This is a genomic window from Alteromonas sp. ABH4_453 (assembly GCF_056160665.1).
The window spans coordinates 368,145-390,210 of sequence record NZ_JBSWXP010000004.1 but is presented as its reverse complement, the minus strand read 5'-3'; the positions used below and the strand labels follow the sequence as shown (position 1 = coordinate 390,210).

18 protein-coding genes are annotated in these 22,066 nt (G+C 44.9%); 10 read left to right on the top strand and 8 right to left on the bottom strand.

The genetic code is table 11. From position 1 onward, the window contains the following. The first annotated feature begins 238 nt into the window (after positions 1-238). Both ACXAGV_RS10435 and ACXAGV_RS10430 read left to right on the top strand, forming a co-directional pair. A complete protein-coding gene (locus ACXAGV_RS10435) occupies positions 239-2,794 on the top strand; it encodes a flagellar hook-length control protein FliK (protein WP_474873193.1) in 2,556 nt (851 codons plus the stop codon). Positions 2,795-2,805: 11 nt separating this feature from the next. Then, entirely contained in the window at positions 2,806-3,123 is a 318-nt protein-coding gene (locus tag ACXAGV_RS10430; protein WP_014948509.1) for an EscU/YscU/HrcU family type III secretion system export apparatus switch protein, read from the top strand. A 152-nt stretch (positions 3,124-3,275) separates the two neighbouring features. Here ACXAGV_RS10430 and ACXAGV_RS10425 read toward each other — a convergent pair whose 3' ends face one another. The 4 genes from ACXAGV_RS10425 to ACXAGV_RS10410 all read right to left on the bottom strand — a co-directional run bounded on the left by ACXAGV_RS10425 (position 3,276) and on the right by ACXAGV_RS10410 (position 7,285). Next, positions 3,276-4,472, bottom strand: coding sequence for an ABC transporter permease subunit (locus ACXAGV_RS10425; protein ID WP_474873192.1), 1,197 nt, complete (start codon positions 4,470-4,472; stop codon positions 3,276-3,278). Next, positions 4,456-5,262, bottom strand: coding sequence for an ABC transporter ATP-binding protein (locus ACXAGV_RS10420; RefSeq protein WP_474873191.1), 807 nt, complete (start codon positions 5,260-5,262; stop codon positions 4,456-4,458). The genes ACXAGV_RS10425 and ACXAGV_RS10420 overlap by 17 nt, the downstream gene beginning before the upstream one ends. A gap of 316 nt (positions 5,263-5,578) precedes the next feature. Continuing rightward, the gene (gene recA, locus ACXAGV_RS10415) at positions 5,579-6,625 is read right to left on the bottom strand and encodes a recombinase RecA (RefSeq protein WP_474873190.1); all 1,047 of its coding nucleotides are present in this window, start codon (positions 6,623-6,625) and stop codon (positions 5,579-5,581) included. Between the two features lie 120 nt (positions 6,626-6,745). After that, complete coding sequence (locus ACXAGV_RS10410; RefSeq protein ID WP_474873189.1) at positions 6,746-7,285, bottom strand: CinA family protein; 540 nt, start codon at positions 7,283-7,285, stop codon at positions 6,746-6,748. 143 nt (positions 7,286-7,428) lie between these two features. Here ACXAGV_RS10410 and mutS point away from each other — a divergent pair, with 143 nt between their 5' ends. From mutS to ACXAGV_RS10390, 4 genes are all read left to right on the top strand, one after another. Then, a complete protein-coding gene (mutS, locus tag ACXAGV_RS10405) occupies positions 7,429-10,041 on the top strand; it encodes a DNA mismatch repair protein MutS (RefSeq protein ID WP_474873257.1) in 2,613 nt (870 codons plus the stop codon). Between the two features lie 156 nt (positions 10,042-10,197). Beyond that, on the top strand, positions 10,198-11,829 hold the full coding sequence (locus ACXAGV_RS10400) for a CTP synthase (protein ID WP_474873188.1): 1,632 nt from the start codon (positions 10,198-10,200) through the stop codon (positions 11,827-11,829). A 59-nt stretch (positions 11,830-11,888) separates the two neighbouring features. Further along, positions 11,889-13,181, top strand: a complete 1,293-nt coding sequence (gene eno, locus ACXAGV_RS10395) for a phosphopyruvate hydratase (protein WP_014975823.1) — start codon at positions 11,889-11,891, stop codon at positions 13,179-13,181. A 145-nt stretch (positions 13,182-13,326) separates the two neighbouring features. Continuing rightward, complete coding sequence (locus tag ACXAGV_RS10390) at positions 13,327-14,061, top strand: hypothetical protein (RefSeq protein WP_474873187.1); 735 nt, start codon at positions 13,327-13,329, stop codon at positions 14,059-14,061. A gap of 86 nt (positions 14,062-14,147) precedes the next feature. Here ACXAGV_RS10390 and ACXAGV_RS10385 read toward each other — a convergent pair whose 3' ends face one another. Genes ACXAGV_RS10385 through ACXAGV_RS10370 form a run of 4 tightly spaced genes read right to left on the bottom strand, consistent with a single transcriptional unit; the run spans position 14,148 to position 16,635 of the window. After that, positions 14,148-14,546, bottom strand: coding sequence for a hypothetical protein (locus ACXAGV_RS10385; RefSeq protein WP_474873186.1), 399 nt, complete (start codon positions 14,544-14,546; stop codon positions 14,148-14,150). 41 nt (positions 14,547-14,587) lie between these two features. Next, complete coding sequence (locus ACXAGV_RS10380) at positions 14,588-15,493, bottom strand: hypothetical protein (RefSeq protein ID WP_474873185.1); 906 nt, start codon at positions 15,491-15,493, stop codon at positions 14,588-14,590. 16 nt (positions 15,494-15,509) lie between these two features. Then, positions 15,510-15,893 (bottom strand): hypothetical protein, encoded by a 384-nt coding sequence (locus ACXAGV_RS10375; RefSeq protein ID WP_474873184.1) that lies wholly within the window; start codon positions 15,891-15,893, stop codon positions 15,510-15,512. Between the two features lie 58 nt (positions 15,894-15,951). Further along, the gene (locus ACXAGV_RS10370; RefSeq protein ID WP_474873183.1) at positions 15,952-16,635 is read right to left on the bottom strand and encodes a tetratricopeptide repeat protein; all 684 of its coding nucleotides are present in this window, start codon (positions 16,633-16,635) and stop codon (positions 15,952-15,954) included. A gap of 640 nt (positions 16,636-17,275) precedes the next feature. On the opposite strand from ACXAGV_RS10370, the gene leuA reads away from it, so the two are divergent. Genes leuA through leuD form a run of 4 tightly spaced genes read left to right on the top strand, consistent with a single transcriptional unit; the run spans position 17,276 to position 21,952 of the window. Further along, entirely contained in the window at positions 17,276-18,835 is a 1,560-nt protein-coding gene (leuA, locus tag ACXAGV_RS10365) for a 2-isopropylmalate synthase (protein WP_474808415.1), read from the top strand. Then, positions 18,836-19,933 (top strand): 3-isopropylmalate dehydrogenase, encoded by a 1,098-nt coding sequence (gene leuB, locus ACXAGV_RS10360; protein ID WP_039223340.1) that lies wholly within the window; start codon positions 18,836-18,838, stop codon positions 19,931-19,933. A gap of 9 nt (positions 19,934-19,942) precedes the next feature. Beyond that, positions 19,943-21,343 (top strand): 3-isopropylmalate dehydratase large subunit, encoded by a 1,401-nt coding sequence (leuC, locus tag ACXAGV_RS10355; RefSeq protein WP_474873182.1) that lies wholly within the window; start codon positions 19,943-19,945, stop codon positions 21,341-21,343. Positions 21,344-21,346: 3 nt separating this feature from the next. Next, positions 21,347-21,952, top strand: coding sequence for a 3-isopropylmalate dehydratase small subunit (gene leuD / locus ACXAGV_RS10350; protein WP_014948483.1), 606 nt, complete (start codon positions 21,347-21,349; stop codon positions 21,950-21,952). Positions 21,953-22,066 lie beyond the last annotated feature (114 nt).

Here is a 22,066-nt window from a genome sequence, read left to right as displayed (position 1 = left end):
GCTAGTCTACCACATGAACGCTTTTTCGCAGTCGCGAATTCCAATTAAATATGATTTACTTCAATGACAAAGGCATTTTTCCTGGCAGCCATCCGTCGTGAGTAAGCGTTGCCCAGCTGCCTAAAAGATGAATTCTTTTGCTTCATCTCATCGACAGGCCCAATAACGAAACTTCCAAACAGAGCTTTGCTATACTCAAATAAGTAAGGAAAAGCGCGACATTGCCGATATCTCAATTATGACAACACCACTATCATCTCTATTGGCATCCGCTTTATCATCTTCAGATTCCACTACTCAAGGTGCGAGTCGAGGAGCAATGCCTGTTCTAGGCAATACCGCGTTGTCGCAGGCTGCTGCGTTAGACAATGCCGCGAAAGTGATAGTTGAACGCTTGCCTGAACGAGTGCTGTCGATATCAATAACATCGAGTAATGCATCGTCAAATTTAGCGCCGTCGGCGGCGCAAGTATTGAACGCTGTCTTGCCCGCAGATGTCAGCGCCAAGCTTTCCAACCAAGCGATTAATAATGCACAGCTTGCACTTTTGCCTAATACCTCTGACCAGGTCTCAAACCCAGAAGCGAAAAGTGTTCAAAATGCTTCTCAGAGTCTGTTAGGCGCTCAGTCTGCAATGCTCCTTTCTACAAGTTTGTCTCAACAAAGCGCGTCATTGTCAGCGCCCGATAAAGCTGAACTACTGAAAGCCGTGGCACAAGCGCTTGCTGCAAATAACGCCGCCGTTACGCTTAAAGGTCAGCTGTCTATTTCTACAAAGAGTGAAAACTTCGGGCAACTCTTGCTCACCACGGTTAAAAACGAGGTTGTTCCCCTAACAGACATAAACACTGAAAAGCTGGATAGCACGGCTAAAGCAGCGCTTCAAAAGCTAGTTGGACAACAGGTTGTAATAGGGCTAAGCCGAGCAAACAACGGTGGAATCGCTCTGCAAATTTCTCAAGGTTTGTCCAATCAAAGCACAGATCCACGAGCCAACCACAATCAGTTGATCGCCATAACCCATAAAAATGTAAGTACCAACTTACAACAACAGCTTATTTCAAGCTCGCTCAAGCAAGGTGGCGTAGCCGTTGAACATAACTTGAGTAACCCGCCTCAACTTAACGCGCTGCTAAAAGGTTCTGGTGCCGACACTAACGCGTTAAAAGTGCTCTCTGCGTTGACCTTAACCGACAACAAGCTTTCGATTCGTACATCACAACAAGGCGCGGTATTACAAATTGATCTACCTCAGAGCAAGAGCCCTTCCCTTGCAGCCCCGACTCTGACAAAGGAACAGGTAAATAAACTTAACCTTTCGACTTTACCAAAAGCGGCAGCGAAAGGGCTAGAAGCCATCGTTGGCAATAGTGCTAGCTTACCCTCGTATTCCCCACCAAACGTTAAAACTGAAATTCCAACATCGCTTAAAGGGACAGATGTTCACAATGCAATCACTGCACTTTCTCGAGTATTACTGAGTCAAACAGGCAGTACCAACCAAGCACTAAATCAGCTCATAGCTATTGTGGAGAATGAAAAATTATTGCCCAGCCAGGGTGCGCCCAAGACACATGAAGCCCACCACTTTGATAAAATTTTGCAGCACCTAAAAGGCCTTGATGCACTCAACGCAAAGCCTTCTCAAACCAAGGTATCCAACGGCGAGTTTATTGGCCCGCCCAAGCCATCTAATGAACAACTGCTTACAACAGCAAAAGCTATATTGACTGAAGAGAAAGATACCGCTTCAGCAGAGAATAATGGCATGCAAGGAAAAGACGGTGGGAGTAAATCCTCTCTTGTATCACTTGCCTCTCTCGCACAAGCGTTAAGCTCACAGGCCAAAGGCTTATCAAATAGCTTACTGAGCAACATCGCTGCTCAGCTGGCTGCTGCACATGGTAAAGGCGCAGAGATACCATCAGTGGTTTTAGATAGTCACGCCAGTTTAGCAGGGGCAAAAACAAATGAGAGCGTAACTGGCGAGAGCGAACCTGCTATCGAGGGGGTAAAAAGCGGAACAAAGAAACTCGCGCTAGATATGAATGAACAAGGCTTGTCGCAACGCTTACAGCAGCTGATATCCACGCAGGCACTAGTTACCACACCTATAAACTTAACCTCGCCTGTAAACGCTTCCAGCTTTGTTCAAGGGCTAGTCGCCTTAGTTCAATTGGCAATGGCGGGTCGCGCCTTGCAGCGCCAGCCTAACTTAAAAGCGCAAATAGACGCGCCCGACTCTATTGTTTCAAAAACGTTGGCGAATATGGGGGTAACCGCTCAACCAAGTCGTCTTAGCCAAGACATCCACCAGCTAGACAGCCGACAACAGGTTCTTTCTCAACTTAAAACGCTGTTAAGTAGTCACCAGCAAAACAAAATTGCTAATGTAGACAGCCGTATTCAAGGACAAGATAGTTTTTATTACATTTTGCCATCGCTTTCACAGCACCACAGTCCGCCAGAACTCTTGATAAAACGAGAGCAAGGTGGGCAGAGCAACAAGCACGCACAAACAGGCCAGCGTTCTCTTTGGAATATCACGATGAAACTGGATATTGGTGACAGCGGACAAGTGTTGGCAAAATCAAAAATTGATAAAAGCACCATTACTTTAGACTTATATGCATCGAACGATGAAGTACTCAAGCGTATTGGCGATACCCTACCGTATTTACATAAACGCCTTACTTCCCTCGGCCTGGTTGTTGAAAATACCAGCTACCAGCGAGGCCACATGCCGGACACATTAAATTCGCGCCCTCATCAAATCTTTGAAACTAGGGTTTAGGTAAAGCGTTTATGACTGATTCACAAAAGACAAAACGCGCCATCGGCCTAAAGTATGACGGGGGCGATAAGAAAAACGCACCTAAAGTGGTTGCGAAAGGCTATGGAGATTTGGCGGAAGCCATTATAGCCATGGCTGAAGAAACCGGGATATTAATTCACGAAGACCCTTACTTAAGCGAAGTCCTCGCTACCCTTGATGTGGGGCAAGATATCCCTGAATCGCTGTATTATGTAATTGCCGAGTTACTCGCCTATTCTTATGTCCTTCAAGGAAAAATCCCTCCTGGTTGGGAGGGAATTATCAAGCGTATCGACTTTGAAGTGTAGTAAACACAAAACTAAAGCGTATTGAACCTGTGCTTCAAGTGTTAAATTGTCCACCTTATAAAAAACCTCGCTGCCATAAAGAATAAGCCCGCTTTTAGCGGGCATATTACAAAGATGCTAAACATTTTCATGGTGCTAGGTAAGCAGTTTTGTTATCTAAACAGAACCTTCTCTTTGTTAAACCAATGGATACAGAAGAAAATCAATCCGGTTGCAATCACTGCGGTAGACGTAAATATGCCAAAGAGTGCAAAGTAATCCATGGTACCTTTGAACAGCTCTTTCATCGCCAAAGCAACGTTAGTCAGCGGTACCCAAACCCAGCCCCCTTTAAGCTCTACACCCGGCATCATGGCTATAATTACAGGGAAAATAACCACCATAATCAGTGACCCCATATAGCTTTGCGCTTCTTTAAACGAGCGAGCATAAATTGAAAGTGATAGCAGAATAGCGGCGAACACTGCCACCACCGGCACTAACATTAGGAAGATCAGTAAGAAGTCTACAAGGCCAATCATCGACATGATCTTAACCACAAACTCAACGGCCATGCCTTGCGATAACACCAGCCCCCATATGGCCATGGAAGAAACGGTAATCAGCGCGGTGATTATGCCCGCAGTTGCGATAGTAAAGAATTTGCCCAGTACCAGTTTATGACGGTCCATCGGCGATATAAGTAGCGTTTCTAATGTACCACGCTCCTTTTCACCAGCACCTAAGTCAGCCGCAGGGGCCATAGCACCTTGAAGGCATAATATAAAGATAAAGTACGGTAGCATACCGCCTAAGCGTTCACCCCACACTTCACGATCGTCGGCGACGTTTTGCTTTTCTATTTTGATTGGTTTCAGCAAGGCCTCCTGCTGAGTTTCATCTAAATTAAGCTGCGCAAAAGCGGTTTGTTGGAAAGCATCAGTATATTCATCAATGATGTTGGACACACGCCCCATCACCTTATTTAAACCAGCATCGTTGAGGTAAAGCTCAATTTTATGCTGACCTGAACGCAAAACGTCGCTATCAAAGGTTTCGGGAATAACCAAAACAAAATCTAATGTTTCGTTTTTGATGAGTTTGGCGTAGTCAGTCTCACCGCCAATCGCAACCGATTCGAATTTATCTAATGCGCCGTTAAAAGACTGAACAATTGCTGGTGCATACGCTTCACCAACTATCGCGTATTTCAGTACTTTATTTTCCGCTTTATCCGCCGCTGAACTCATGAAGAAGAACGCGACACCAAAAATAGCTGGGAATAGCAAAAGCGGTAAACCAATCATAAATATGATGGTTTTCTTATCCCGTAATAGCTCTTTGAATTCCTTTTTAAAGATTAACCACATTGCCCATCTCCTCAGAATCCATTGATAATGTTTGTAGGAAGCTCTTATGCATTTGCCCACCAGAAAGCGCACTGAAGGCAGCAAGCGAGTCGTTAAATACCGTTTCACCTTGGTTAATCACTGTCACCTTGTCGCAAAGGGTTTGCACCTCATCAAGATGGTGAGTAGAGAAAATAACCGGGGTACCTTTATCCTTAAGGCGTTGAATGAATTCCATCACGGTACTGGTTGCCATAATATCAAGGCCGGTAGTGGGTTCATCAAGTACCACTAGTTCAGGTTCGTGTATAACAGCGCGAGCAATAGAGACTTTTTGCTTCATCCCTGACGAGAAATTCTCGGCTCTTCTATCAAGGAAAGTTTGCATATCGAGTAAGTCAGCTAACTCTTCAATACGCGCGTTAATGACATTTTTTGGAATACCGTGCAACTCACCGAAGTAGCTAATATTCTCCCGGCCACTCAAACGGCCGTAAAGGCCAGTGGAACTAGATAAAAAGCCAATTTTTTTACGCGCAATATTAGGGTTAGACAGCACATCTTCACCACCAATAATAACTTGTCCGCTATCAGGTTTTAGTGCTGTTGAAAGCATGCGAAGTGTAGTTGTTTTGCCTGCTCCATTTGGCCCTAACAGCCCAAGTACTTGTCCTTTTTCGCAAGTGAACGACACATCCCTTACCGATTGGAAATAGCGTCCTTTTAGTCGCGGGTCCTTTTTTTCCTGTTCACTAAGCTTTTTCGGGTTCTCCACCTCAAAACGCTTAGCAAGGCCTGATATTTCAATCATTTCCCTTCCCTCTTCTCACGTGTGAACAGTAGCACCGTTCATTATTGTTGTAGGCTTGCTTTGCTGTAACCGCAAATTATGCCGTTCTATTTGTTTAAAGTCGTTTTAGCGTATTAACTAGCTTTGGCAGTGATGGCCATTGCAACGTAGTAGTCTGTACTTACAAATAATTATTACAGCATTCCTTGTTTTTATTTGTTGTACAAGTTTCAGCCGTACATTAAGTGTTAGTAAATATTTCTTAATATACCCTTTAACTAAGCCATAAAAAAACCCACCAAGCGGTGGGTTCTTAATATTCGGTTAAACGCTAATTTTACTCAGGAAGCACATCGTCTTCTTGCTGAGGTATCCCTTCCTCCGCTTTCATCGTTTTAGAAAGCAAAAGTTCTTGGCGGATATTGGTTTCAATTTCGTTTGCGATCTCAGGGTTCTCTTTCAAGAACTTCATAACGTTTGCTTTACCTTGACCAATGCGATCGCCTTTGTAGCTGTACCAAGCGCCGGCTTTATCAACAAGCTTCTGCTTAACACCAAGGTCGATAAGTTCAGCTTCTTTACTAATACCTTCACCGTAGCGGATCATAAACTCGGCCTGCTTAAACGGAGGCGCGACTTTGTTCTTAACTACTTTCACACGGGTTTCGTTACCTACTACCTCGTCACCTTCTTTCACTGCGCCGATACGGCGGATGTCTAAACGAACAGAAGAGTAGAACTTAAGCGCGTTACCACCAGTAGTAGTTTCTGGGTTACCGAACATTACACCAATCTTCATACGAATCTGGTTAATGAAGATACACAGCGTATTAGAGCGTTTAATGTTAGCAGTAAGCTTACGCAACGCTTGTGACATTAGACGGGCCTGAAGACCAACGTGAGAATCACCCATGTCGCCTTCAATTTCAGCTTTAGGTGTAAGCGCTGCTACCGAGTCAACGATAACAACATCTACCGCACCTGAACGTACTAGCATGTCGCAAATTTCTAGCGCTTGCTCACCAGTATCAGGCTGAGATACCAATAGTTCGTCGATGTTTACGCCAAGCTTTTCAGCGTAAACTGGGTCTAGAGCGTGCTCAGCATCTACGAACGCACAGGTTTTACCCTTCTTCTGCGCTTCAGCAATAACTTGAAGCGTAAGCGTTGTTTTACCAGACGATTCAGGACCGTAAATTTCTACTACACGTCCACATGGCAAACCGCCTATACCTAGAGCGATATCAATGGTAAGTGAGCCAGTAGAAATCGCTTCAATGTCCATGGCTTGGTTATCGCCTAAGCGCATGATAGCGCCTTTACCAAATTGCTTTTCAATTTGGCCAACTGCGGCGGTTAAAGCTTTTGATTTGTTATCGTCCACGTATGTATCCTCTAGGATTTGCGGTTAAATTCTGTTTTGGTACTTTCCATATTTTGTATGAAGTTACCAAATAATGATCACATTCTATACTGTACAAGCATACAGTTTCAACCAGTGTTTTTAATTTTCACTCAACATTTTTATTAACTGAGTAATAGCAAAGCTAATAGCGTGTTGACGAACTTCGTCGCGATTGCCGCTGAAAACCTGTTTGATTTGCGCTTCTTGCTCTCCACACAAAAAACCAAACCACACAGTGCCCACCGGTTTTGCTTCGCTGCCTCCGCCAGGCCCAGCGATACCGCTTACGGTCACAACTAGCTGCGCACCGCTATTACGTCGCACGCCTTCTGCCATTTCTTTTACCGTTTGCTTCGACACTGCACCGTACTCTTTTAACGTCTGTTCTGTTACGTCCAGAGCGCTTTTTTTCGCATCATTTGAGTACGTCACCCAAGATTGATTAAACCAGTCAGAGCTTCCTGAAACACTGGTTAAAGCATAAGCAATTCCCCCACCTGTACAGGATTCTGCGCTAGACAAAGTCCAACCTTTTGCTCTAAGTGCGTCGCCTAACACCTGAACTTGCGCAGATAATGCGCTATCAAGCGTTAAAGGGGTGGCGTTTGCTTTCAAATCAGTTGAAAATGTTGTGCTCATTTGAATATACCTAATTACACCTGTTGTGCTTTATCAGATCTTCGCTTGATCTTAGTGGGCGTGAGTTTATCATTTATTCCCCTTAACAGGCATTAAACCCAGCAACAAATTCGCAGAGGCATTTTTTGGAATCACATACTCCTATGATGCGCCAGTACCTGACTATTAAGGCGCAGCATCCAAATATATTACTGTTTTATCGCATGGGCGACTTTTATGAGTTGTTTTACGACGATGCCAAAAAAGCTGCGGAATTACTGGATATCTCACTAACAGCAAGAGGGAAATCTGGCGGCGAGCCTATCCCAATGGCGGGTGTGCCCTATCATGCAGTGGAGAGCTACCTCTCACGCTTAGTCAAGATGGGCGAGTCGGTTGCCATTTGTGAACAGGTTGGCGATCCGGCCACCAGTAAAGGCCCTGTTGAACGTGCAGTACAACGTATTGTTACGCCTGGTACAGTGACCGATGAAGCGCTGTTAGAAGAACGCCGCGACAATATCCTAGCCGCTGTTTTCGGTCATAGTATGCATTATGGTCTGGCAACCCTAGATGTCACTAGCGGTCGTTTTGTTGTATTTGAATGCGACAGCGATGAAAGCTTACTTGCTGAAATTCAGCGCATTAACCCAGCAGAACTCCTCTACCCTGAAGGGTTTGAAAGTTTGGCTCTGGTTGAAAATCGTAAAGGGCTTAGACGCCGTCCTGAATGGGAATACGACATTGATACCGCCACAGAGCAATTAAACGCACAGTTTGAAACCAAAACGTTAGATGGCTTTGGAATTAAGGGCGTCACTAAAGGCTTAGGCGCAGCCGGGTGCGTTTTACAATATGTAAAGGATACCCAGCGCACTGCTCTGCCGCATATTCGACGCATTCAAACCGAACAGCAAGACAGTCGTGTGCAGCTTGATGCGGCCACCCGCAGGAACCTAGAACTTACCCACAATTTGTCGGGTGGACAGGAAAATACCCTATTCAGCGTGATGGATACCACCACTACGGCCATGGGTAGTCGTATGCTACAGCGCGTTATTCACTCGCCTTTAACCGACCAGCATGAACTGCACAGCCGCTTAGATGCTGTTGAAACGTTTATTAATGATGACCCTGAAGATATTCGACTAGCGCTAAAACACATTGGTGATATAGAACGTATTATGGCGCGCTTAGCCCTTCGTTCAGCCAGACCACGTGACTTTGCTCGCCTAAAAAATGCATTTAATGCGCTGCCTGACTTACAAGATGCTCTAGCTCGATTCGATACAGGCCAAGTCAGAAGTATTAGCGAGACCATTGGCACTTACCCTGATCTTCAAGCCCTGTTAAACGATGCTATTATCGATAACCCGCCAGTGGTAATACGGGATGGCGGCGTAATTGCCGAGGGATATAACGCCGAACTTGATGAGTTGCGCAAGCTATCACAAGGTGCTACCGACTACCTAGATGCTATGGAGCAACGCGAGCGCGAGCGCACGGGTATATCTACGCTAAAAGTGGGCTACAACAAGGTTCACGGGTTCTTTATTGAAATTAGCCGAGCGAACAGTGCATTAGCGCCTGCTGAATATATTCGAAGACAAACCCTTAAAAACACTGAACGTTATATAACGCCAGAACTTAAAGAGCACGAAGATAAAGTGTTAAGCAGTCAAGGCGCTGCCCTTGCTCTTGAAAAGCAGCTTTATGAAGCCTTGTTCGACAACTTTGCTCCACACTTAAATAACTTAATTGAGACCGCCGCAGCGCTTGCCAAGCTCGACGTGCTGTGCTGTTTTGCCGAACGTGCAGTCTCCCTTGATTGGTATCGCCCAAACCTAAGCCAAGAATGCGCACTTACCTATGACGCTGGTCGCCACCCAGTGGTTGAAAACGTAATGAAAGACCCTTTCATTGCTAACCCACTTCAGCTAGATACCGAACGCCGCATGTTAATCATTACCGGCCCCAACATGGGCGGTAAATCAACCTATATGCGCCAAACCGCGCTGATTGCGTTACTAGCTTGTATCGGTAGCTTTGTGCCTGCTGAAAATGCCCATATAGGAAAGCTTGACCGCATCTTTACCCGTATTGGTGCATCAGATGATTTAGCCTCAGGTCGCTCAACCTTTATGGTTGAGATGACAGAAACGGCGAACATTCTAAATAATGCCACAGAAAACTCGCTGGTATTAATGGATGAAATAGGCCGTGGTACTAGTACCTATGATGGTTTATCACTAGCTTGGGCCTGTGCAAGTTACTTAGCAAAGCAGCTGAATGCTTATACGCTTTTTGCTACCCATTACTTCGAACTGACTGAACTTCCTGAAACACAAAGTGGCGTGGTGAACGTGCACTTAGACGCGATGGAGTTTGAAGATACCATACGCTTCATGCATACCGTATCAGAAGGCGCGGCGAGCAAAAGCTTTGGTTTACAGGTTGCGCAACTTGCAGGCGTGCCCAAGGTGGTAATAAAAGCGGCCCAACAAAAGCTTGCGGTGTTGGAATCATCACACCTTATGACCAGCGATGAAGGCGAACTAAGTGAAAAGCCATCTGAATCAGAGAGTTCACAGCAAAGCGGAAATCAACCGAGCGCACCAGGTAAAGACACATCAAATACCAAAGGCCAAGCTGAAATGCTGTTCCCTGATAAGCCACACCCGGTTGTAGAAACTCTTGAAAACTTATCACCCGATGAGTTATCACCGCGCCAAGCGCTAGACCTTATCTACACACTCAAGCGCCTAAGCCAATCTTGAACTAAGCTTAAGCGCGTATAAATTGCGCATCACGTGGGCAAATTGATTGTCTGCCCACATGATTTTGCGTATACTATCGCCCCGTCCAAAGTGTAGCTGGTTTTGTTCTAAACTCAGCCTATATTTACCATACAACCCAAACGTTCTAGGTTTCGCATGACAAATTATATTTTCGTCACAGGTGGTGTAGTTTCATCGCTAGGTAAAGGTATTGCTGCAGCATCGCTGGCCGCAATTCTGGAAGCTCGCGGTCTCACCGTAACCATGTTAAAACTCGACCCTTACATCAATGTCGACCCGGGCACTATGAGCCCTATCCAGCATGGTGAAGTATTTGTTACTGATGACGGCGCTGAGACCGACCTCGATCTTGGTCACTACGAGCGTTTTATTCGCACCCGCATGACAAAGCGCAACAACTTTACTACTGGTCGTGTGTATGAGGAAGTACTTAAGCGTGAACGTCGCGGTGATTACTTAGGTGCAACTATTCAGGTTATCCCTCATATCACCAATGAAATTAAGCGCCGCGTAATTGAAGGTGCTGAAGGTCATGATGTAGCTATTGTTGAAGTGGGCGGAACCGTAGGTGACATCGAGTCACAACCTTTCTTGGAAGCAATTCGTCAGCTAGGTACCGAAGTAGGCCGTGAACGCGCTATGTTCATGCACCTAACTCTTGTACCTTATATGCCAGCGTCAGGCGAAGTAAAAACTAAGCCTACACAGCACTCGGTAAAAGAACTGCGCTCTATTGGTATTCAGCCAGATATTCTTGTATGCCGTTCAGTGGGTGCATTGCCGGCTAGTGAGCGCTCGAAAATCGCGCTGTTCACTAACGTTGCTGATAAAGCTGTTATTTCACTTAAAGACGTAGACAGCATTTACCGTATTCCTGCTGCACTTAAAGCGCAAGGTATGGACCAACTGGTTGTAGACCGCTTTGGTTTAGAGTGCAACGAAGCAGACCTATCTGAGTGGGAGCAAGTACTTTACGCAGAGTCTAACCCGACGGCTGAAGTAAACATCGGTATGATTGGCAAGTACGTTGAATTGCCTGATGCCTATAAGTCGGTTAATGAAGCGCTTAAGCATGCCGGTCTTAAAAACCGTCTTACCGTGAACATTCATCACATCGACTCGCAAGATGTGGAAAGCAAAGGCACACAAATTCTAGAGCAGTTAGACGCTATCTTAGTACCTGGCGGTTTTGGTGAACGCGGTATTGAAGGTAAAATTGCTGCTGCCCGTTATGCCCGTGAAAACCAAGTGCCTTATTTAGGTATTTGCTTAGGTATGCAAGTCGCGCTAATCGAATACGCACGTAATGTTGCCGGCATGGAAAACGCGAACAGTACTGAATTTAATCCAGACACACCTTATCCGGTTGTAGGTCTTATTACCGAGTGGTTAGACGCCGCGGGTACCACTGAAGTACGTACCGAAACGTCTGACTTGGGCGGCACTATGCGCTTAGGTAGCCAGCTTTGCCACCTTATCGAAGGCACGAAAGTTCACGAGATGTACGGCAATGCCGAGATTTACGAGCGTCACCGTCACCGTTACGAAGTGAACAACAACTTGCGCGACCAAATTGAAGCGGCGGGATTGAAAGTAAGTGGTTTGTCCACTGACAAGCGACTTGTAGAAGTGGTGGAAATCCCTGATCATCCATGGTTCATTGCGGGCCAATTCCACCCTGAGTTCACATCAACTCCTCGGGATGGACACCCACTATTTACTGGTTTCGTTGCTGCGGCAGGAAAATACCAGAAAGAAAATCACTAATTTCTAATAAAAGGGGTGCTCTCTCCCGTTGCACCCCATTCAATTGTTGAGGAAAAAACATGGCGAAAATTAGTCGCATTATCGGACGCGAAATCTTAGATTCACGCGGAAACCCTACTGTAGAAGCAGACGTATATTTAGAATCGGGCGTAATGGGCCGAGCTGCAGCACCATCTGGTGCCTCTACTGGTAGCCGCGAAGCACTAGAACTACGCGACGGCGACAAGTCTCGTTACCTAGGTAAAGGTGTAACAAAGGCAGTTGCAGCAGTTAACGATACCATCGCGCCAGCACTTATCGGCAAAGATGCACTAGCACAAGCTGATATCGACGGCATCATGATTGACCTTGATGGCACAGAAAACAAAGAGACCCTTGGCGCAAACGCAATTCTTGCAGTTTCTCTTGCTGTAGCTAAAGCGGCTGCGGCGGAAAAAGGCGTAGCGCTTTACGAGCACATTGCAGACCTAAACGGTACATCTGGCCAATACTCTATGCCAGTACCTATGATGAACATCATCAACGGTGGTGAGCACGCTGACAACAACGTAGACATTCAAGAGTTCATGGTACAGCCAGTTGGCGCGAAGAGCTTCAAAGAAGCACTACGTATGGGTGCTGAAATCTTCCACGCACTTAAGAAAGTACTTTCTGCTAAAGGCCTTAATACAGCAGTTGGCGACGAAGGTGGTTTTGCACCTAACCTTAGCTCAAACGCTGAAGCACTAGCAGTTATCGTTGAAGCCGTTGAAAATGCCGGCTACAAGATGAATGAAGACATTACGCTAGCACTAGACTGTGCAGCGTCTGAATTCTACAAAGAAGGCAAATACGTACTTTCTGGCGAAGACAAGAGCTTCGATTCAGAAGCGTTTGGCGATTATCTTGCAGACCTTTCTTCACAGTACCCAATTGTATCAATTGAAGATGGACTAGACGAAAGCGACTGGGACGGTTGGGCAAGCCTAACTAAGAAAATTGGTGACAAAGTACAGCTAGTTGGCGACGACTTATTTGTAACTAACACTAAAATTCTTAAGCGCGGTATCGATAACGGTATTGGTAACTCAATCCTTATCAAGTTCAACCAAATTGGTTCATTAACTGAAACCCTTAACGCAATTAAGATGGCGAAAGACGCTGGCTTTACAGCAGTTATCTCTCACCGTTCTGGCGAAACTGAAGATGCGACCATTGCTGACCTAGCAGTAGGTACAGCGGCGGGCCAAATTAAGACGGGCTCACTATGTCGTTCTGACCGTGTTGCTAAGTACAACCAACTTCTGCGCATTGAAGAGGCACTTGGTGACGCTGCAACTTACAAAGGCCGCAGCGAAATCAAAGGTCAATAATTTACGCCTAAGAAAATGATGAAAAGCCGCTTTATATAGCGGCTTTTTTGTGTCTATTATTCGCATTGTTTAACGAAACCGTGTAGCAACAAGCGCTTAATCTTGCTAGGGTTAAAAGACTTTAGACAGGTATTTGATAATCCCGATGGCTTCAGGCGACAAACTTTCCCACTCTGCACCCAACTCCCAAGTTGGCTTTTTCAGTGAAGCTGGTGAACTCGGCGGAAGCCACCCTCAATTCAATGAAATATGTACTGCTCTGTATGAAAGAGAAATTATCTCTCTCGCTCATAGTGAGATAAAAAACTTGTCATTACTCAGACGCCGAATGGGCGGCCTTCCGTACCACGTAAAAGCCATTGCTCGATATATGGTAGATAACGGCAACACAATTAATCCATCTCCCTTAAAAACAGACACTCATAATGGAAGTTGGTATGCCAAGCAATCTGCGAAGTGTCCGGGCATTAATCATCTAGACGATGTAGAAAAACGAGAAGAATGGTATACAAAGAACGCTAAGTACGGCCTTGTTGTACCGGTTTTAGTCTTAAATATGGAAGGCTCTCACATCGAGCTTGATTCCATTGATATGGTAAATCAAGACAACACCCAGCTCCATTTGAACAAAAATGGATGGTTTACTAATACAGGGGCGTGCATTTCTTCAACTACACAGCGCGATGAATTTGAAGAGGCCACGTCACTTTCAGTTCAAAATAAAATACTGCTGCGGCCTTCAAAAGCGATAATGACCACCGCATGCTGTGGCCACGCATGGAGTTTTAAATCCAAGCGTTCACCGCGTTCGCTCACGCTCAGAGAAATGCGCTTGTCGACGCAAGTAAACTGGAAACAGTTTACTTTATTGAGAAAATGAGATACTTCGGTACGACAACAAGGTGGCAATAGCGGTAGGTGTTAGGTTGAGATTAGAGTTGCACTAAAGTTTTTTACCTAAAATTATTACAGCACTGTGATGATTTTCGACTCTGTGTATCCGTCCATATCATTATGTAAATATCCAGCTATCGTGACCGGTAACATAGAAAGTTCTTCAAAGAATAAATGGAAAAAGTGATATCCGTTTATTTTGCTACAATAAAACAAGAGTGAGATAGTATTTTGCTCCCTCCTTGGTGGCCTTTCTAGAATCACATTTTGTTTTTCAAATACTTCCCGATATATATGATTAAACTCATAACCAATCCATGTCATACTGCGTTCTATGATAGTAAGCCGCCTTACATCAGGCTTCTTTTTCCTGATTGTCAAAGTTGGCCATTGGCTGAATGCTTCAAATACTAATCGGGCGTGCTCTTCCTTTTGGTAAGTCAAGTCAAAATGAAGAGTTATCGATGACATAATGAGCTTCCTATCGAGTAGTGTTAATGGCTAGAATGCGTCTATCTCTCTATCAAAGGTGGCGACACCTCACAAAACTGCAAAACCAACGCCCAAAGGCTATTTGTGTCATCATCCCATAAAACCTCGTCTTCCCCCCAAGTCAATTTAAATACTGCCTCCCATGTTTCGCAATCTTTAGGCACCTGAGAATTAAACGCTCTTGCAGTATCGACACTCGCTTTCCATGTACTCAGCGTAGCTACAAAATCCGGATCATAATTGGAACTTTTTCTATGTAGACTTAAAATTTCAGGTATTCTTTCAGACATGACAACGAAGCGATTGTATACATAGCCGTCATCAGGGTGCACCGACAAAATATTCATTTCAGCTTTAAAGGCATCAATTTCTGGCCAATTGATAATTGCCTGCTGCTTACCCACATCATTGAATGCTGCAGTCAACACGCCGAACAAAGAGAGAACGACTAGCACCATAGGTGCAATACGTTTTAGTTTTATCTCTTTTATTTGTGGACTAGAAATTTGGGGATTTTTTTCGCCGATGATGCTAGGTAAAACTCGCTCGAGATAATCCTTAAATGTTCCTTCGAGAGCCTCTCCATTTCCTAAACGATAAGAGAGAAAACGCGCAGGATAGAAATTAAACTCTCCAAAACTCAAGTAGGCCGTGTAAAAATTGGACTCGGGTGTATCAATAATAAATTTACCTTGCCACTCACCGCTATAGAGCCTTTTCAATGTCTCGCCAATATATGCCTGAATGCCCGCTAGATACGTATAACCAGAAGGGCTCTTATCATCCAATGATATCCTAGAAGAATTAAGCATCCCATCAATATCATTCAAAAGGCTATGCAACGAAAAGTTGCATTCAAAGCCAAGGCTTTTCATGTCATTGGCAAATGTTTCAGCTGTCTGCTCTTGTAAGGTCAATATGCACATACTGGTGTAGTCACTTCTAATCTAACGCTTTAGGACTAAATTTTTGCTTCAAGGCATTTTCGATGTCTACTAGCGTCCCAGAAATGATGCCATCTGGGTCGTAGATTCTACTCTCAAAGACATGCTTTTTACTTCGAATTTCAGCGAGTACTGCTGCCACCAGTTCAGCGTCTGAATACTCAAATTTAATACCTTCGAGGCAATCATAAACAAAGTATACTGCATCACTTACTAACTCATGATTGTTGAAGCCTGAAGTCGTATAACTCTGCCCTACAATATTTTGGTTTTGTTCCATTACCTCAGCAAGAGTCGCCCTTATATCCTCTACCAATACTTCGGAATTGGACGTAACAGTTAGTTTTTTTGAAAAATTAAAAATTCTACGAAAAATGCGCATGTAATCTAGCACTCATTGCGACAAACATATTTCTTATAAACCACGAAAGAAGCCATTGCTACATACCCAATTTATTCAGTAGTTCTGCTGCTCCTTGATGCCCTTGGGCTGCTGATTTTTGCAATAATGCTATACCTTTATCATTATCTTTGGCTACTCCAACACCTTGAATATAGAAAAAACCAAGATAATATTGGGCAGAAGCATGGCCCTGTTCTGCGGCCTTTTGATACCAGTAAGCCGATCTTATTAGATCTTTTTCTACCCAGTCGCCAACTAAATAAATTCCTCCCAACACAAATTGAGATCTTAAGTGATTTTGATTGGCGGCTTTTTCATAAAGCGCTACTGCACGTTCATAATCCGGAGGGATTTCGTTGGAAGAAAGTAAACTTGCTAGGTAATCTTGCGCATTTACATGATTCATGTCTGCGGCTTTTTGTAAGAAACTGACAGCTTTTGTAGGGTCATACAATTCACATTTGCTATCCGAGAACAGCACTCCAGCGTGGAAGCATGCATCAGCGTTATAACACGCACTGTGCCCTAAACTGTAACCTTGAATCGTACTTAGCACTTCCACACAAGTAATGTCTTCATTTGCGCTAGTAGAGGAAGACAGTATCAAAAAAATCATTATAGTAATGTATTTCCATACTGTTTTTTTATAATCAATCAAATTCATGAATAACCCAGTCATCCGTTCTGTTTCAATAAAGTATCTTGGTGAAAAAACATCCAAGTATTTTCTGCAAGCCACTACGAGCTGATACAGCTTATCACTTCAAAAAAAGTCTAGCCCAGAAGCTACACAAAAATTAAGCACTCTCGCAATATGTTCAAGACAAAATTCAAAAAAGTTATAATTAAAGCTTCGGTAGATAACTCATCTTTTCGCAGTCAAACAGAACCCGCCCTATCGTTTGAGGAGCAAACATATAACGTTACGAAAATATAAAATCATAAATAATGAATAAAAAACCAAAATCAACCCTACCCGAAAAACTTAAAATTTAGTATTCCTGTCCTAAAAACCAAAAATCACCCGCTTAAATGTCTATTTAAAAGCAATTAAAATGACAAAAACAACTTTCCTCAAATAAAAGTTAGGATAACTATCCTAAATAATTAAAATCACCCTCTTATACACTAAAAATATACTCATTATTGTAAACAATGGTTGACCTCTTCATGCCACATGGGTACATTGTCGCTATCAACTTGGTCAGCAAAGAAACAACAAATGCGTATTCGTTTCCTTCTTCTATCTCTACTCCTTATGGCAGCCAGACTGCACGGGTAGATTGCGACCAGCGATTTAATTTCACAAAAACCCGTGCCAAGCACGGGTTTTTTTTTAACTATTAAACTGAGAGAGCGTCATGACAAATCAAGTGAAGATCTTTGATACCACATTGCGAGACGGTGAGCAGGCCTTACCTGCAAGCCTAAGTGCCAAAGAGAAATTACAGATCGCGCTGGCGCTCGAACGCTTGGGCGTAGATATTATTGAAGCGGGTTTCCCCGTATCTTCTCCTGGTGACTTCCGCTCTGTGCAAATGATTGCGAAAGAGGTTAAAAACTCTGTTGTTTGTGGCCTATCTCGTGCTTTGCCAGGCGATATTGATGCCTGTGGTCAAGCGCTAAGCGTCGCAGAACAATTCCGTATTCATACTTTCATCGCAACATCAGAGATTCACGTAGGTGCCAAGCTTCGCAAGTCACAAGATGAAATTGTTGAAATGGCGGTGAAGGCGGTTAAGCATGCACGTCAATACACAGATGACGTTGAATTTTCCTGTGAAGACGCCGGTCGTACGCACATCGACTATCTATGCCGCATGGTAGAAGCTGCGATTAATGCTGGTGCAACTACCGTTAATATCCCGGATACAGTGGGCTACACCACACCTACAGAATTCGGCGGTATTATCCAGCAATTGTTTAACCGTGTTCCTAATATCGACAAAGCGACAATCTCAGTTCACTGTCACAACGACTTGGGCTTAGCGGTAGCAAATTCATTAGCAGCTGTTGAGCAAGGGGCTAGACAGGTTGAATGTACTATAAACGGAATTGGTGAGCGTGCTGGTAATGCATCGCTTGAAGAAATCGCGATGATCTTGCAAACCCGTAAGAGCATGTTGGGCATTGATACCAATATCAACTCAACCGAAATTTCTCGCACCTCTAAATTAGTTAGCCAGCTTTGTAATATGCCGGTTCAGGCCAACAAAGCTATTGTAGGTGCGAATGCGTTTAGTCACTCATCAGGCATTCACCAAGACGGTGTCTTAAAAGCGCAAAATACCTATGAAATTATGACCCCTGAAAGTGTGGGTATTAATAAAAACAATTTAAACCTAACGTCTCGCTCTGGCCGTCATGTGATTAAGCACCGCTTAACTGAACTTGGCTATAAAGCGGAAGACTACGACCTAGAGGCCGTTTACGACGCTTTCTTGAAGTTAGCGGACAAGAAAGGTCAAGTATACGACTACGACCTTGAAGCATTATTATTCTTCGATAAGCAAAAGCACGACCAAGCACACTTCCAGTTGCTTTACCTTCAAGCAAACTCAGGCCGTGAAATAATCCCAAGCGCTACGGTCAAAATGAAAGTGGGCGACGAAGAAATTACTCAATCAAGCATTGGTAATGGCCCTGTAGATGCGGCGTATAAAGCCATAATGTCTATACTAGGTCACGAAGATTTAGAAGTTGTCGACTTCAAATTAGATTCAAAAGGTGAAGGTGCCGACGCTCTAGCACAGGTGAGCGTAATCGCTACCTACAAAGGTCGTCGTTTCCACGGAATCGGCTTGGCTACAGACATTGTAGAAGCCGGCGTAAAAGCCCTTATCTTCGTATTAAACAACACTTATTTAGCCGATCAAATTGATCAGCAAAAAAATCAACAAGAACGCGTTGCAGGAGTATAAATGAGCCAGTATTCAATTGCCGTATTAGCCGGAGACGGTATCGGCCCAGAAGTTATGCAGGAAGCCAATAAGGTTTTAGATGCTGTTGAAAAGAAGTTTAACGTGACCCTAAACCGAACTGCATATCCTGTGGGTGGCTACGCCATTGATACTGAAGGCGAAGCGCTACCCTCAAAAACGCTATTGGGCTGCGAGCAAGCCGATGCAATTTTGTTTGGCAGTATCGGTGGCCCTAAGTGGGACACCTTGCCGCTAGAACAACGCCCAGAGCGTGCAGCATTGCTTACCCTTCGCAGCCATTTTGATCTGTTCAGCAACTTACGCCCTGCTCGTATTTACCCGGGCCTTGAAAGCCTATCTCCCCTTCGCGAAGACATTGCTAAATCAGGCGTAGATGTTTTGGTTGTGCGTGAGCTAACCAGCGGTATCTACTTTGGTCAGCCGAAGGGCCGAGAAGGTGAAGGCGAAGAAGAATTCGCGTATGACACTATGCGCTACAGTAAACGCGAAATTCGCCGTATTGCTATTGCAGCATTTGAAGCAGCGCAAAAGCGCCGTGGCAAAGTTACCTCAGTCGATAAAGCTAATGTACTGGTTACTAGCCGCCTATGGCGTGAAATTGCTGAAGAAGTAGCAAAAGATTATCCAGATGTAGAGCTAGACCACATCTATATAGACAACGCCACTATGCAAATAATGAAGAATCCAGCGCAGTTCGATGTGATGCTGTGTTCAAACCTTTTTGGCGATATCGTTTCTGATGAATGCGCTATGATGACGGGCTCTATGGGCTTGTTGCCATCGGCAAGCATGAACGAAGAAGGCTTTGGCCTTTATGAGCCAGCAGGCGGTTCGGCCCCAGATATTGCAGGGCAAGGCATTGCTAACCCTATCGCACAAATTTTATCGGCCGCCATGATGCTGCGTTTCAGCATGAACTTGAATGACGCTGCCGACGCAATTGAAAAGGCGGTAGTGGCAACACTAGAAGCAGGTGTACTTACAGGCGAGTTATTACCTGCCGATAAACGCAGCCAAGCGGCAAGCACGTCGCAAGTAGGCGATGAAATCGTTAAACAATTAATGGCGCAGGAGTAAAACAACCTCATGGCCAAGACCTTATATGACAAAGTGTGGCAAGCCCACATTATTGACCAAATCGGTGAAGACAGCTTAATTTATATCGACCGTCACCTAATTCATGAAGTGACGTCACCGCAGGCATTTGCAGGCCTTAATGAAAAAGGCCGAAAAGTTCGACGCCCTGATCGCACTGTTGGCACTATGGATCACAGCATTTCAACCCGTTCATTGGCAATCGATGCCTGTGGTCCGGCGAATGCGCTTCAGCTACAAACCTTAGCAAAAAACTGTGAAGAACACGGCATTCAGCTATTTCCCGTGGGTCACCAAAAGCAAGGTATTGTGCACGTTATGGGCCCGGAATTAGGTCTAATTCAGCCTGGTATGACGGTGGTGTGTGGTGACTCACACACTGCAACCCACGGTGCATTTGGTGCGCTGGCATTTGGTATTGGTACCTCTCAGGTAGAGCATGTATTGGCAACGCAAACGCTAAAGCAAAGCCGCGCGAAAAGTATGCTTATCAACGTAAATGGCAAGCTTCCTGTCGGTATCACCGCAAAAGACATCATTCTTGCCATTATCGGCAAAATTGGCCACGCTGGCGCCACTGGCCATGTCATCGAATACGCAGGTGAAGCTATTCGCGGTTTGAGCATGGAAGAGCGCATGACGGTGTGTAACATGAGTATTGAAGCTGGCGCGAAAGCTGGCCTTGTAGCACCTGATGAAACAACATTTGCCTACCTTGAAGGCCGCGAATACGCACCTAAGGGACAGGACTGGGAAGACGCTGTCGCTTATTGGAAAACCCTTTATACCGAAGAAGGCGCAACCTTTGACACTGTGGTTGAACTTGAAGCGGCAGATATCGCTCCTCAGGTTACGTGGGGCACCAACCCAGGCCAGGTTATTGGCGTAAACACACCGGTACCTGCCCCTGAAGACTTCAGTGATCCGATTGAAAAAGAGAGCGCAGTAAAAGCGCTTGAATATATGGGATTAAAACCCGGTGAAAAGCTTGCCGACGTTGCAGTAAACCACGTATTTATCGGCTCATGTACCAACGGTCGTATTGAAGATATGCGCGCAGCGGCACAAATCGCCAAGCGCGGTAAAGTCGCCGATTCAATTACCGCGATTGTCGTTCCAGGGTCAGGCAATGTTAAACGCCAGGCTGAAGCAGAAGGCTTAGATAAAATCTTTATCGATGCTGGCTTTGAGTGGCGTTTGCCAGGTTGCTCTATGTGCCTTGGTATGAATGACGACAAGCTAGTGGCAGGCGATAGATGTGCCTCTACCAGTAACCGTAACTTTGAAGGCCGTCAAGGCCGTGGTGCGCGTACTCACTTAGTAAGCCCAGCAATGGCTGCCGCAGCTGCAATTACCGGTCGCTTTGCTGACGTTAGAGATTATCAGGAGTAAGTTATGTCTGAACAAGGTTTTACACAACACACAGGCATTGCTGCGCCGCTTGATCAGGCCAATGTCGATACCGACCAAATTATTCCAAAACAGTTTCTAACTGGCGTAACGCGTGCTGGCTACGGCAAACATTTGTTTCACGACTGGCGTTATTTGGATTTAGAAGAGAAAGAGCCAAACCCAGCGTTCGCGCTGAATAAGCCTGAGCACAAAGGTGCAAGTCTGTTGCTGGCTCGCGAAAACTTTGGCTGTGGTTCAAGCCGAGAACACGCGCCGTGGGCACTTGCCGACTTTGGATTTAAAACGGTTATTGCCACCAGCTTTGCTGATATTTTTTACGGCAACTGCATTAATAATCAGCTAGTGCCTGTGGCATTATCAAGCGAGCAAATGGACGCTTTGTTTGCTGCAGTGAAGGCAGACCCAGCAACTAAGATCACCGTTGATCTTCCAGCGCAAACGGTAAGTTTTAACGATACAAGCTTCAGCTTCGATATTGCTGAGCATCACAAAAACAACCTTATTAAAGGCTTAGATGCTATCGGTCAAACGCTTGAACTCACAAGTGCTATAGAAGCCTTCGAGGATAAACAGCCTGCGTGGTTGTAAAAGCGTGGGGCTTTAGCGCTTAACAAAGCCCTAATATGACACATGGGTACTGTCGCGAGATGGTACCCTGTTTAATTCTCTCCTCCATACCTCGAACCTAACTCCGCATCAAGA